Raw genomic sequence first — 12993 nt, 5'->3', positions numbered from 1 at the left:
TCACCGGCGCGATTGTTCGGTAACAGGAGGACACAGATGTCCGAGACCTTGGCCGCCGACGGCGGCGGGCTTTCCCTTACCGGAAGCAATGTCACCTACGTCGTCATCGCCGCGGTTGTCGCGCTGGTGGCGCTCGGTTTCGCTGCCGCCCTGACAAAAACGGTGCTGGCCGCTGGTAAGGGCACCGAGAAAATGCAGGAGATCTCGGGGGCGGTCCAGGAGGGCGCCTCGGCCTACCTGCTCCGTCAATTCCGCACCCTGGCGATCTTCGTCGTCGTCGCCGTGGTGCTGCTCTTCCTGCTCCCGGTGCACGACACCGGTGGCAGTGAGCTCGCCGTGAAGCTCGGCCGCTCGCTCTTCTTCGTGGTGGGCGCCCTGTTCAGCGCGTTCATCGGCGGAGCGGGCATGTGGCTGGCCACCCGGGCCAACCTGCGCGTGGCCGCCGCCGCGAGGGAGCGGGCGGGCGGCCGCGAGGCGGCCATGAAGATCGCCTTCCGGACCGGCGGCGTCGTCGGCTTCCTCACCGTCGGCCTCGGCCTCTTCGGTGCGGCGCTTGTCGTCCTCGTCTACCGGGGTGACGCGCCCACAGTCCTGGAGGGCTTCGGCTTCGGCGCGGCACTGCTCGCGATGTTCATGCGGGTCGGCGGCGGCATCTTCACCAAGGCCGCCGACGTCGGCGCCGACCTGGTCGGCAAGGTCGAGCAGGGCATCCCCGAGGACGACCCGCGCAACGCCGCCACCATCGCCGACAACGTGGGCGACAACGTCGGTGACTGCGCCGGCATGGCCGCCGACCTGTTCGAGTCGTACGCCGTCACGCTTGTCGCCGCGCTGATCCTCGGCCGCGCCGCCTTCGGCGAGCAGGGCCTGGTCTTCCCGCTGATCATCTCCACCATCGGCGTGCTGATCGCGATCGTCGGCGTCTTCATCACCCGGCTGCGCGCGTCCGACCGTAACGGCCTGACCGCGATCAACCGGGCCTTCTACCTGTCGGCGGTGCTCTCCGCGGTGCTGGTGGCGATCGCCGCCTACGCGTACCTGCCGGCGACCTTCGGCGAGTTCGACAGTGGCCTCACCGACGCCTCTGGCAACCCGCGACTGGTGGCCATCGGCGCGGTCGTGATCGGCATCGTGCTGGCCGCCGCGATCCAGGCGCTGACCGGCTACTTCACCGAGACCAACCGGCGACCGGTGCAGGACATCGGCAAGAGCTCGCAGACCGGTGCGGCGACCGTGATCCTGGCCGGCATCAGCATCGGTCTGGAGTCGGCGGTCTACTCGGCTCTGCTGATCGGCGCCGGCGTCTTCGGCGCCTTCCTCCTCGGCGGCAGCTCCATCACGCTCTCGCTGTTCGCGGTGGCGCTGGCCGGCACCGGCCTGCTCACCACGGTCGGCGTGATCGTCGCCATGGACACCTTCGGGCCGATCTCCGACAACGCCCAGGGCATCGCCGAGATGTCCGGCGACATCGACGAGCACGGCGCTCGGGTGCTGACCGAGCTGGACGCGGTCGGCAACACCACCAAGGCGATCACCAAGGGCATCGCGATCGCCACCGCGGTGCTGGCCGCGACCGCGCTGTTCGGCTCGTACACCGACACGCTCAGCAGCGCGTACGCGACGGCTGGCGTGGGCGACGTCGGCAACGAGATCCTCAACGCGCTGAACGTGGCGAACCCGCGCAACCTGGTCGGCCTGATCATCGGTGCGGCGGTCGTCTTCCTCTTCTCCGGGCTGGCCATCAACGCGGTGTCCCGCTCGGCGGGTGCCGTGGTGATGGAGGTCCGCCGGCAGTTCCGTGAGCTGCCCGGCATCATGGACGGCACCCAGCGCCCGGAGTACGGCAAGGTCGTCGACATCTGCACCCGGGACGCGCAGCGCGAGCTGATGACCCCCGGTCTGCTCGCCATCCTGGCGCCGATCGCGGTCGGCTTCGGCCTCGGGCCCGGTGCGCTCGCGGCGTACCTGGCCGGTGCGATCGGGGCCGGCACCCTGATGGCGGTGTTCCTGTCCAACTCCGGTGGGGCCTGGGACAACGCCAAGAAGCTGGTCGAGGACGGCGCGTACGGCGGCAAGGGCTCCGAGGCGCACGCCGCCACGGTCATCGGCGACACCGTCGGTGACCCGTTCAAGGACACCGCCGGCCCGGCGATCAACCCGCTGATCAAGGTGATGAACCTGGTCTCGCTGCTGATCGCACCCGCCGTGGTGGCCTGGAGCGTCGGCGACGAGCGCAACGTCGGCCTGCGGGTCGGCATCGCCCTGGTCGCGACGCTGATCATCGTGGCGTCGGTGGTGTTCAGCAAGCGCAAGGGCATCGCGATGTCCGACTCGGACGCCGATGGCAGCACCGGCGCGGGCAGCACCGATCACCGCCCGGAGACGGTCAACGCCTGACCCAGGAACGGTCCCGGGGTCCCCGGTCGACGTAGCCCGTCGACCGGGGACCCCGGCCGTCCGGCCCGGTGCCACACCTGGCCAAAGGCCGTACGCTGCAACGCATGCGTACGTGCCGGGCGTCTGCCGCCGGAAAGCTCACGGTGGTCCTGGCCACGATCGTCGTCCTGGCCGGCTGCGGCGGGGGTCCCAGCCCACGGGCGTGGGCGGCCTCGGTCTGCGGCGCCCTCACCCCGTGGCGCTCCGAGATCAACAAGCTGACCAGCAGCACCGATGAGCAGATGACCGCGCAGACCACGCCGGCGCAGGCCAAGGAGAACCTGGTGCGGCTCTTCGACGGGGCGGAGCAGGCCAGCGAGGCCGCGCGCCGCAAGGTGGAGAAGGCGGGCGTCCCGGAGGCCGACAACGGCGAGGCCATCTCCGCGGGTTTCCGCAGTTCGCTGGGAAAGATGCGGGACGCGTACGGTCGCGCCCGGGACACCATCGACGGCCTGGGCACCGGCGAGCCGACCGCCTTCTACGACGGCGTGCGGGCCGCCGTGGAGACCCTCAACAAGGAGTACGACGCCAGCGCGCTGGACACCAGCAAGCTCAACTCCGAGGAGTTGAAACAGGCATTCGACGAGGTGCCGGAGTGTCGCTGAGCGGGCTCGGTGACACCGGGAAGGCGCAGCCGCCCCCGGCGCTGTTTCCCGCGCCCGAGTCCGACACGCCCGCTCCCGGGCGACGCCGCGGCGGCGCGCCGCAGAACGGCCCGCCCCAGAACGGCTCCACCCAGAACGGCCCGCCCCAGGGTGACGACGCGGGCCGGCAACTTGTCTTCTTCGGCGCGGATGCGGCCGAACCGACCGTCGCCGACCTGGCCGGGCTGCTCGCCGGGCCGGGTGAGGTGGTCCGGATGGGCGGCACCGCCCGTCTCTCGGTGCAGGTGGACGCCGCCTGGCGGGTGCACGTGCTCGTCGCCGAACTGGCGTCGCGCGGGCTGGCGGCCAGCTGGGAGCCGACCGAGGGCGAGCGACACGCCGTCCGTACGTCGTACACCCGGGTCTTGAAGCCGCTCGCTGCCGCCTGGCTGCACGGTACGACGAAACGCCCGCCGGCTGCCTTCCATCTGACCGGCCGGCGGTTGCGGCTGTGGCTCGCCGCCGCCGGGACGCCGGAGCCTCCCGACGGCTTCCTGCTGCGGCTCGGCGCCGACGACCAGGAGTGTTGGGAGCCGATCGGCGTGGCGCTCGGCGCGGCGGGGCTGGCCGGGACGTTGCTCGGCCCGGGTGAGGGCGGCCCGGCGTACCGGATCACCGGCCGCCGCCGGTTGGCCCGACTCGCCGAGTTGGTCGGCGGACCGCCCCGCGCCGCACCGCCCCACGCCTGGCCCACCTAACCCACCCCACCCGTCACCGGGTCGATCATGGAGTTGTGGTGGGGGACGTATCGCGTGTCCGGGGTTAAAACGCCCACCATAAGTCCATGATCGACGGGGTTGGGCAGCGGCCCGGGGGTGGGGCGGCCGGGTGTCCGGTGCCGGACAGCCGGCGGGTTGAACCAGGTCGAAAACGGGCGGGTCGGACCTCGGTCGTAGGCCCGCCATCGTCACAGTGACCCGCTTCGAGCCCTACCCACGGTGTACGGTGGCGCCGTCCGACAGTGCCGAGCGCGGTGGGGCGGCGTCGACCGCCGCGCCGAAGCGGTTTGCGGCCCGCGAAACCCGAAACGCGGACGGCGCGTTACGTTGGACATCCGGACCGCCGGTGCGACGGCGGGGTCGAAAGCGGTCGCTGTCCGGGCGCCGGCAGACCACGAGCAGGAGTGAGGTCGGGGAGAGACGTGCCAAGCAACGCTGGAACCACCCGTCTGGTCATCGTCGAGTCACCGGCGAAGGCCAAGACGATCTCGGGCTACCTTGGCCCGGGGTACGTCGTGGAGGCCAGCTTCGGTCACGTCCGCGACCTTCCGCGCAACGCCGCCGACGTGCCGGCCAAATACAAGAAGGAGCCCTGGGCCCGGCTCGGGGTGGACGTCGACAACGGCTTCCAGGCCCTCTACGTCGTCTCCGCCGACCGTAGGCAGCAGATCAGCAAGCTGGTGAAGCTGGCCAAGGAGGTCGACGAGATCTTCCTGGCGACGGATGAGGACCGCGAGGGCGAGGCGATCGCCTGGCACCTGGTCGAGACGCTCAAGCCCAAGGTCCCGGTCAAGCGGATGGTCTTCCACGAGATCACCAAGCCGGCGATCCAGGCGGCGGTGGCCAACCCCCGGGAGATCGACCGCGATCTGGTCGACGCCCAGGAGGCCCGCCGGATCCTCGACCGCCTGTACGGCTACGAGGTCTCCCCGGTGCTGTGGAAGAAGGTCATGCCGCGGCTCTCGGCAGGCCGGGTGCAGTCCGTGGCGACCCGCATCGTGGTCGAGCGGGAACGGCAGCGGATGGCCTTCCGCACCGCCGAATACTGGGACATCCTGGCCACCCTCGCGGTGGCCAACGCCGGTGAGGGCCCGCGCGCGTTCAACGCCACCCTGATCGCCCTGAACGGCGACCGGATCGCCACTGGTAAGGACTTCGAGCCGACCACCGGTCGCGTCCGGGCCGGTGCTGGCGTCGTGCACCTCGACGAGAGCGGCGCCCGGGGTCTCGCGGCCCGGCTGGAGGGGCGTCCGTTCGCCGTCACCCGGGTCGAGGAGAAGCCCTACCGCCGTCGCCCGTACGCGCCGTTCATCACCTCGACCCTGCAGCAGGAGGCGGCCCGCAAGCTGCGCCTGTCCTCGCAGCAGACGATGCGCACGGCGCAGCGCCTGTACGAGAACGGCTACATCACCTATATGCGTACCGACTCGGTCAACCTGTCCGAGACCGCCATCTCGGCGGCCCGCCGACAGATCGTCGAGCTGTACGGCGAGCGCAGCGTTCCGCCGGAGCCGCGTCGCTACACCGGCAAGGTGAAGAACGCGCAGGAGGCGCACGAGGCGATCCGCCCGGCGGGGGACAACTTCCGTACCCCGGGCGAGGTGGCCAAGGAGCTGTCCGCCGAGGAGTTCAAGCTCTACGAGCTGATCTGGCGGCGCACCATCGCCTCGCAGATGACCGACGCGGTCGGCTCCAGCGTGTCGGTGCGCATCCGGGCGGTCTCCACCTCGCAGGAGGAAGCCGACTTCGGCGCCACCGGCAAGACCATCACCGACCCGGGCTTCCTGCGGGCGTACGTCGAGTCCAGCGACGACGAGAACGCGGAGGCCGAGGACGCCGAGCGCCGGCTGCCCACCCTGGTCAAGGACCAGCCGCTGACCGCCGACGAGCTGGCCGCGCAGGGCCACCACACCCAGCCGCCGTCGCGCTACACCGAGGCGTCGCTGGTCAAGGCCCTGGAAGAGCTGGGCATCGGCCGCCCGTCCACCTACGCGTCGATCATGCAGACGATCCAGGACCGGGGGTACGTCACCAAGCGCGGCCAGGCGATGATCCCGACCTTCCTGGCCTTCGCGGTGATCGGGCTGATGGAGCGGCACTACCCGCGCCTGATCGACTACGACTTCACCGCCACGATGGAGAACGAGCTGGACGAGATCGCCGGCGGTGACCACGCGGCGGTCGACTTCCTCACGGCGTTCTACTTCGGCAGCTCCAACGGTGCCGGTGACCAGGACATCGCCCGTTCCGGCGGGCTCAAGAAGCTGGTCACCGAGAACCTCAGCGACATCGACGCCCGCAGCGTCAACTCCATCCCGCTCTTCACCGACGACGACGGCCGCGAGGTCGTCGTGCGGGTCGGTCGGTACGGGCCGTACCTGCAACGGGAGCTGCCCGGCGGCGAGCAGCCGGCACCGGCTGCCGGCGAGGGCGAGGAGGGCGGCACCCAGGGTGACCGGGCGCCGATCCCCGAGGGCCTGGCCCCGGACGAGCTGACCCCGGAGAAGGTGCACGAGCTGTTCCTCGGCGGTAGCGGTGAGCGCAAGCTCGGCGACGACCCCGCCACCGGCGAACCGATCGTGCTCAAGTCCGGCCGGTTCGGCCCGTACGTGTCCAGCGGCGAGCGGAAGTCGTCGCTGCTGCGTACGCAGACCCCGGACTCGCTGACCCTGGAGGAGGCGCTGAAGCTGCTCAGCCTTCCCCGGCTGATCGGTGTCGCGCCGGACGGCGTCGAGGTCTTCGCGAACAACGGCCGCTACGGCCCGTACGTCAAGCGGGGCGAGGAGTTCCGTTCGCTGGAGTCCGAGGACCAGATGTTCACGGTCGGCCTGGACGAGGCGCTGGCTCTGCTGGCCGCCCCGAAGGCCCGTGGACGGCGAGCCGCGGCACCGCCGCTGCGCGAGATGGGCGTGGACCCGGCGACCGAGAAGCCGTTGGTGATCAAGGACGGCCGGTTCGGCCCGTACGTGACCGACGGGGAGTTCAACGCGTCGCTGCGGCGTGGGCAGACGCCGGAGGCGCTGACCATCGAGGAAGCATCCGAGATGCTGGCCGAGAAGCGGGCGAAGGGTCCGGCGCCGCGCAAGAAGGCGGCGGCGAAGAAGGCGCCCGCCAAGAAGGCCACAGCCACCAAGAAGACGGCGGCCGCCAGCAAGTCCACGGCCGCGAAGAAGACCACCACGGCCAAGGCGACGACGGCGAAGAAGGCTCCGGCGAAGAAGGCCGCCCCGCGCAAGGCCGCCACCAGCACGGAGTAGCCCCCCGCGCCGGGTGGCGCTCGTTCCGACGCTCCAGATCTTGGACAGTTTCCGTCTTGCCTGAACGGAAACTGTCCAAGATTTACTTTGTGGTGTTCCGGGTCACGCGAGAGGCTGAGGCCTTCGCGGTTTTGCCGGTACCGCCGTACCGTATGGCCATGCCGACGAGTCGTGAGCCGTGTCCGCCGGGGTCGAGATGATCCGCAAGAGGCGCGCGGGCGGGGAGAAGCGGGATGCCGTTCTCGACGCCGTGGCCGGCGTGCTGGCCACCCGTGGGTACGAGAACACCCGCTTCGCGGACGTATCGGCGGCCGGCGGTGTCGCGATCAGCACCCTGCAGACCTACTTCGGCTCCCGCGAAGACATGATCATCGAGGCCATGCAGGTGTTCACCGACCGGGAGGTGGAGGCTCTGCGGGCCGTCTCCGCCGGCGAGGACGATCCGTGGCGACGACTGGTCGCGTTGGTCGACCGGAGCCTGCACAACTCGGAGCAGACCCGGCAGGTGCTGGTGGAGTTCTGGCGCTCCGCCATGCGCGACGACGAGCTGCGCGACTACAGCGCCACCGTCCAGGAGCGGTACCGGGCGCCCTTCCTGGCCGCCGTCCGGGAAGGCGCTGCCCGGGGTGCGTTCACGCTGGCCCACGACGCCGAGGCGGTGACGGACCTTCTGCTCTCGGCGCTGGCCGGCCTGATCATCTTTCGCGTCCAGCACGCCCCCACGCCGGCGCCCGTGGGCTTCCGCGATGTCCTCCTGACCCAGCTTCGGCTGATGCTGGGGGTCAACGGCTCCCAACCCGAACGGATCGAGGCACGATGACCACCGTCGAGATCACCCGTTTCCGCGTCCCCGCCGAGCGCGCGGACGCCCTGCTGGCCGCGCGGCCGGCGATGCTGCGCGACTTCCAGGCCGATCGTGCCGGCTTCCTCGACGCGCGACTGATCCGGCTGGCGGCCGACGAATGGCTGGACATCGTCTTCTGGGCCTCCTCCGAGGACTACGCCGAGTCCCGCCGCCGGGGCGCCAACCGGCCCGGCATCCAGACGTTCTTCTCCCTGATCGACTCGGTGATCAGCAGCGAGGAGGGCACCACTACCGACCTGGACCAGCCATGATCTGGACCGCCGGTTTCCGTACCGGGGTACTCAGTCCGTACGAGCAGCTCCAGTTCAGCGAACCCCGTGGCTTCGCCGACCAGACCGTTCGTCAGGTGCTGCACCTGGCCGGCGGCGGGGAGGCCTTCCGGGTACGGCTGACGAACCGCTACGGCCGTACTCCACTGACCATCGCGGCTGCCACGGTCGCCGTCGGCGGGCAGTGGGCCGCCCTCACCGTCGACGGCGTGGAGCGTCACGTCATCCCGGCGGGCGAGGAGGCCGTCACCGACCCGGTGGAGATCCCCGTCGCGGCCGGCACGGATCTGGTGGTGAGTCTCTACCTTCCGGAGCGGACCGGTCTGGCCACCCATTCCCACAAGCCGGCGGAGCTCGCCCAGATCGTCGACGGCAATCACGTCACGTCGCCCTTGCTGGTGGGGGCCGAGCAGGTCGAGGCCAGGTTCTACCTCGCGGGCGTCGACGTGCTCGCCCCACGGGGCACCGCCGTCGCCGTGGCCTTCGGCGACTCCTGGTTCGAAGGGGTCGGCACCACGACGAGCGCGAATCGTCGTTCGGTCGACGTTCTCAACCGCCGGCTGAAGCGCGGGTGGGTGGTCAACCAGGGCATCGCCGGAAACCGTCTGCTGCGCGACGGCGTCGGCGAACACGCGCTGAAGCGCTTCGACCGTGACGTTCTCTCCATCCCGGCCCTGACCCACGTCCTGGTCCACTTCGGTATCAACGACCTCGGTCTTCCGGCCATGCTGGGCGAGCCGCCCGTCACCGCCGACGCCCTCGTCGCGGGGTTCCGCGCGCTGGCCGACCGTGCCCACACCGCCGGCCTGCGGATCGTCGCCGCCACCATCGGCCCGTTCGCGGGCGCCGGCCCGGAGATCAGCACCCCGGCGGGCCTCGCCACCCGCCGCGAGGTGAACGACTGGATCCGTACGACGGACGCCTTCGACGGCGTCTTCGATGTGGCGCGGGCTGTCGCCGACCCATCCGCCCCCGACCATATTCACCCCGCGCTGGACAGCGGCGACGGTATGCACCTGAACGACAGGGGCGCCGAGGCCATGGCCGAGGCGGTGAACCTGGACGACCTCGCGCTCTAGCGCTGGGCGGCGATCGACAACTCGTACCCGACGGGAGCTCTCAGACCCCGAGGACGTGGGTCAGGTGGTCGTTGGTGAAGACGCGGTCGGGGTCGAGCCGGTCGCGGACGGCCTGGAAGTCCGCGAAGCGGGGGTACGCCGTGGCCAGCGAGGCGGCGTCGCGGTAGTGCAGCTTGCCCCAGTGTGGGCGACCGCCCAGCCCGGCGGCGACCTGCTCGAAGGCCCGGAAGTACGGCTCGTACGGCATGCCGACGTACTGGTGCACGGCGATGTAGGCGTTGTCCCGGCCGTAGCCGTGCGACAGCCAGATGTCGTCCGCGGCGGTGAATCGCACCTCCACCGGGAAGAGCACCTTGAACGGCAGGCCGTCCACGATCCGCTGGAGCGCGGCGAGCGCCTCCGGCAACGCCTCGCGGGGTAGGCCGTACTCCATCTCCACGAAGCGGACCCGGCGCGGGGTGCAGAAGACCCGGTCGGAGCGGCCGGTGTACCGGCGTTCGGTGAGGGCGCGGGCGGAGACCGCGCTGATGCCCGGGGCCAGCGCGGGCACGGCCCGGCCGAGTCGGCAGGCCCCGGCGAAGACCCGGTTGGACAGGAAGTCGTCGTCCACCCAGCCGCGCCAGCGCGACAGCGGCCGGTCGTTGGCGGGCACCCGGTCGTTGGCCTTGACCTGGACCCGGGACGTGTACGGGAACCAGTAGAACTCGACGTGGTCGTGCCGGCCGATCAGCTCGGGCAGTTCGCCGAGCACGTCGGCCAACTCGGCCGGGCGTTCGTGGGCACGCAGGACGAAGGCGTCCACGCAGCGCAGGGTCACCTCGACCAGGACGCCGAGCGCGCCGAGTGACACCCGGGCGGCGGCGAGGACGTCGGGATGCTCGTCGGCGGAGCAGCGCAGCACCTCGCCGGTGCCGGTGACCAGGGTGATCGCCTCGACGAAAGTGGAGAGGCAGCCGTAGCCGGCGCCGGTGCCGTGGGTGCCGGTGGAGATCGCCCCGGCGACGGTCTGCGCGTCGATGTCGCCGAGGTTGGGCATCGCGAGGCCGTGTCGGGCGAGCAGTCCGTTGAGCGCGTGCAGGGTCATTCCCGCCGGTACGGTGACCAGTCGATGCGCGACGTCCACGCTGACCGTGGTGTCCAGGTCGGACAGGTCCATCCGGCGGTCGTCGGCGAGCGCGACGGCGGTGAACGAGTGGCCGCTGCCCGTCACCCGGATCCGACCGCCGTCGGCGGCGGCGGATCGGACGGCTTCTGCGACGTCGGTCGGCGAGCCGGGGCGCAGGATCGCGCTGGCGCTGCCACGCTGGTTCCCGGCCCAGTTGGACCATCCAGCCCCGAGCGGTGCGGTGCGGACCATGCGCGCTCCTCATTCATGAATATGAACTGACTTCATATCAGGAACGTTCTAGCTGGTAAATACCGCAATTGCGATCCGCTCGTTGTACCGGTAGTCACGGACTCGTGACGTGGAGATATGTTCATCCGTCGAAGGGGGGTGGCGCAGAGTGTCCACACCAGCCGCCACGACCGGGCCGCTGCGCCGCGTACCGGTGCAAGGTCGAAGTGTCGCGCGGGTACAGCGCATGTTGGATGCCTGCGCCGAACTCGTCGACGAGGTGGGGTACGAGGGGCTGACCACCACCCTGCTCGCCGAACGGGCCGAGGTGGCGATCGGGTCGGTCTACCAGTTCTTTCCGGACAAGCGGGCGATCGTGCAGGCGCTGACCCTGCGGACCATGGAGTCCTACCTCCAGCGCCTCGACGAGCGGTTCGCGTCCGACGAGATGACCCACTGGTGGGACGGCGTCGACGCGGGCATCGACGAGTACATCACGATGCACCGCACCGTCCCCGGCTTCCGTACCCTGCACTTCGGCGACGTGGTCGACCTGCACCTGCTCGACGAGCAGCGGGACAACAACGGCGTGATCGCCGACCAGTTGGCCCGGGTGCTCACCGAGCGTTTCGGGCTCACCGACGTGCCCAAGCTGCGCTTCGTGCTGGAGATCGCGGTCGAGGCGGCGGACGCGCTGATCAAGCTCGCGTTCCGCCGGAAGTCCGACGGCGACGAGCGGGTGCTGCTGGAGGCGAAGGCACTGATCCGGGAGTACCTGCACCGCCAGGTCGACGGCCCGGACAACGGCCGGTCCACCGCCGGAAAGCAGGCCGAGGCGGCCCAGCCCGCCTGAGTCGGCGCGAGGCGCGGGCCTCGGCCGGCGGTGGGGGCGGCTGTCCGGTCTCAGAGGAAGGCCTGCCCCTCACCCCGGTAGGTGGGGGTGGTCGCCACGACCGCATCCCCCTCGATCAGGTGCAGCTCGTTGACCCGTTCACACAGCTCACCAGCCTTGGCGTGCCGGAACCACACCCGGTCGCCGACGCGCAGCTCGGCCGCCGCCGCTCCGGACAGCGGAGTCTGCACCTCGCCGGCGCCCTCGGTGCCGACCAGCTTCAGCCCCGCCGGTAGCCACGGTCGGGGCAGTCGACTGTCGGCCGCCGGGCCGGAGGCGATCCAGCCGCCGCCGAGCACCGTCGCCAACTCCGGCGTCGGTCGGCGGACCACTGCGCAGGCGAAGAACGCCGCCGGGGTGGGCCGCCAGGCGCGGTAGGCGTCGAACAGCGTCGGCCCGTACAGGCCCGATCCCGCGGTGATCTCGGTGACCGCGGGATCGGCGCTGGTCGCGGCCACGCTGCCGGTGCCGCCGCCGTTGACGAACTCCAGGTCGGCGTGCTCGCGTACCGCGGCGACCGCCGCACCACGGCGGGCCAGCAACTCGCGGTACGAGCTGCGCTGGGCCAGCCTGATCGCGCCGGCCAGCAGCGTCTTGCCCGGCGGCGCGTCGCCCAGGCCGGCGATCTGCGCCTCGTACGACATGAGCCCGACCAGCCGGAAGCCGGGCCGGCCGGCGACGGCGGCGGCGAGCGCGCCGGCTGCCCGCGCGCTGTGCACCGGTGAGCGGCGGACGCCGACGTGCACCCGACCGCGCAGCGGTCGCCAGGAGGCGTCCAGATCCAGGCAGAGTCGCAGTTCGGCGCGCTGCCCCGGCGCCACGACGGCGTCGATGAGGTCGAGTTGGCCGGTGCTGTCGATCATCAGGGTGATCGCGGCGGCGAGCGTCGGGTCGGCGCCCAGCTCGGCGAGGGCGGCCCGGTCCGCGCTCGGGTACGCGACCAGCACGTCGTCGCTGACGCCCGCGCGGACCAGCCAGATCGCCTCGGGCAGGGTGAACGCCATCACGCCCTGCCAGCCGGGCCGCGCGAGGGCCCGGCTGATCAACTCCCGGCTGCGGACCGACTTGCTGGCGAGGCGGACCGGCTTTCCGGCGGCGCGATCGGCCAGGGCGACCGAATTGGCGTCGAAGGCGGTGAGATCGACCACCGCGTACGGGGGGTCGAGGTGGGCAGTCGCCCGATCCAGGCGCTCGCGAAGTTTGTCGCTTTCGATGGCCACGTGTGCACGCTAACTGTCCGACGGAGAATGCGAAATACCCTCGCGTACGTCCGGGCTGCGGTCGGTACCTCCGGCGGCCTAGGCTCAGCGAGCAGGAGAATGTCGCCCGGGGGGTGACCCCCACCGGGTCTAGAGTGTTGCACCGGAGGTGCCCAGCGATGGGCCGGCACGTGGAGGTACGGCCATCGAAAGCCAGAACAGCGGCGAGTCGCCCGGCGTGTCGCGCTCGAGCGACCAGTCGGACAACGCCGCCCAGCAGCCCAACGGCGGTCAGGT

General features: G+C 71.0%; 10 protein-coding genes. 8 read left to right on the top strand and 2 right to left on the bottom strand.

The window, feature by feature from the left end; genetic code table 11:
* Nucleotides 1-36: 36 nt before the first annotated feature.
* The 7 genes from ACIBD9_RS03265 (at nt 37) to ACIBD9_RS03235 (ending at nt 9269) form a co-directional block, all read left to right on the top strand.
* A complete protein-coding gene (locus tag ACIBD9_RS03265) occupies nt 37-2397 on the top strand; it encodes a sodium-translocating pyrophosphatase (RefSeq protein WP_396714082.1) in 2361 nt (786 codons plus the stop codon).
* A 104-nt stretch (nt 2398-2501) separates the two neighbouring features.
* A complete protein-coding gene (locus tag ACIBD9_RS03260) occupies nt 2502-3041 on the top strand; it encodes a hypothetical protein (protein WP_387170908.1) in 540 nt (179 codons plus the stop codon).
* A complete protein-coding gene (locus ACIBD9_RS03255) occupies nt 3032-3778 on the top strand; it encodes a hypothetical protein (RefSeq protein WP_396714080.1) in 747 nt (248 codons plus the stop codon). The genes ACIBD9_RS03260 and ACIBD9_RS03255 overlap by 10 nt, the downstream gene beginning before the upstream one ends.
* Nucleotides 3779-4221: 443 nt before the next feature.
* A complete protein-coding gene (gene topA, locus ACIBD9_RS03250) occupies nt 4222-7056 on the top strand; it encodes a type I DNA topoisomerase (RefSeq protein WP_396714078.1) in 2835 nt (944 codons plus the stop codon).
* Between the two features lie 178 nt (nt 7057-7234).
* Entirely contained in the window at nt 7235-7876 is a 642-nt protein-coding gene (locus ACIBD9_RS03245; protein ID WP_396714077.1) for a TetR/AcrR family transcriptional regulator, read from the top strand.
* Nucleotides 7873-8172: an antibiotic biosynthesis monooxygenase gene (locus tag ACIBD9_RS03240; RefSeq protein WP_387170915.1), complete on the top strand. Its 300-nt coding sequence runs from the start codon at nt 7873-7875 to the stop codon at nt 8170-8172. Before ACIBD9_RS03245 ends, ACIBD9_RS03240 begins: the two co-directional genes overlap by 4 nt.
* Complete coding sequence (locus tag ACIBD9_RS03235) at nt 8169-9269, top strand: SGNH/GDSL hydrolase family protein (protein ID WP_396714074.1); 1101 nt, start codon at nt 8169-8171, stop codon at nt 9267-9269. The genes ACIBD9_RS03240 and ACIBD9_RS03235 overlap by 4 nt, the downstream gene beginning before the upstream one ends.
* A gap of 40 nt (nt 9270-9309) precedes the next feature.
* On the opposite strand, the gene ACIBD9_RS03230 is transcribed toward ACIBD9_RS03235, so the two are convergent.
* The gene (locus ACIBD9_RS03230; RefSeq protein ID WP_396714072.1) at nt 9310-10626 is read right to left on the bottom strand and encodes a D-arabinono-1,4-lactone oxidase; all 1317 of its coding nucleotides are present in this window, start codon (nt 10624-10626) and stop codon (nt 9310-9312) included.
* A 226-nt stretch (nt 10627-10852) separates the two neighbouring features.
* Here ACIBD9_RS03230 and ACIBD9_RS03225 point away from each other — a divergent pair, with 226 nt between their 5' ends.
* Nucleotides 10853-11458 (top strand): TetR family transcriptional regulator, encoded by a 606-nt coding sequence (locus ACIBD9_RS03225; protein WP_366630458.1) that lies wholly within the window; start codon nt 10853-10855, stop codon nt 11456-11458.
* A gap of 50 nt (nt 11459-11508) precedes the next feature.
* On the opposite strand, the gene ACIBD9_RS03220 is transcribed toward ACIBD9_RS03225, so the two are convergent.
* Nucleotides 11509-12717 (bottom strand): amino acid deaminase/aldolase, encoded by a 1209-nt coding sequence (locus ACIBD9_RS03220; protein ID WP_396714070.1) that lies wholly within the window; start codon nt 12715-12717, stop codon nt 11509-11511.
* Nucleotides 12718-12993: the final 276 nt, after the last annotated feature.

It is taken from the genome of Micromonospora sp. NPDC050784 (assembly GCF_044456765.1).
GTDB classification, from domain to species: Bacteria; Actinomycetota; Actinomycetes; order Mycobacteriales; family Micromonosporaceae; genus Micromonospora; species Micromonospora foliorum.
This window is presented reverse-complemented; position numbering and strand designations above follow the sequence as displayed.

What these genes read in the sequence shown, in the direction of transcription:
- ACIBD9_RS03265 (WP_396714082.1), top strand. Translation starts at nt 37, where the DNA reads ATGTCCGAGACCTTGGCCGCCGACGGCGGCGGGCTTTCCCTTACCGGA.
- ACIBD9_RS03260 (WP_387170908.1), top strand. Translation starts at nt 2,502, where the DNA reads ATGCGTACGTGCCGGGCGTCTGCCGCCGGAAAGCTCACGGTGGTCCTG.
- ACIBD9_RS03240 (WP_387170915.1), top strand. Translation starts at nt 7,873, where the DNA reads ATGACCACCGTCGAGATCACCCGTTTCCGCGTCCCCGCCGAGCGCGCG.
- ACIBD9_RS03235 (WP_396714074.1), top strand. Translation starts at nt 8,169, where the DNA reads ATGATCTGGACCGCCGGTTTCCGTACCGGGGTACTCAGTCCGTACGAG.
- ACIBD9_RS03230 (WP_396714072.1), bottom strand. Translation starts at nt 10,626, where the DNA reads ATGGTCCGCACCGCACCGCTCGGGGCTGGATGGTCCAACTGGGCCGGG.
- ACIBD9_RS03225 (WP_366630458.1), top strand. Translation starts at nt 10,853, where the DNA reads ATGTTGGATGCCTGCGCCGAACTCGTCGACGAGGTGGGGTACGAGGGG.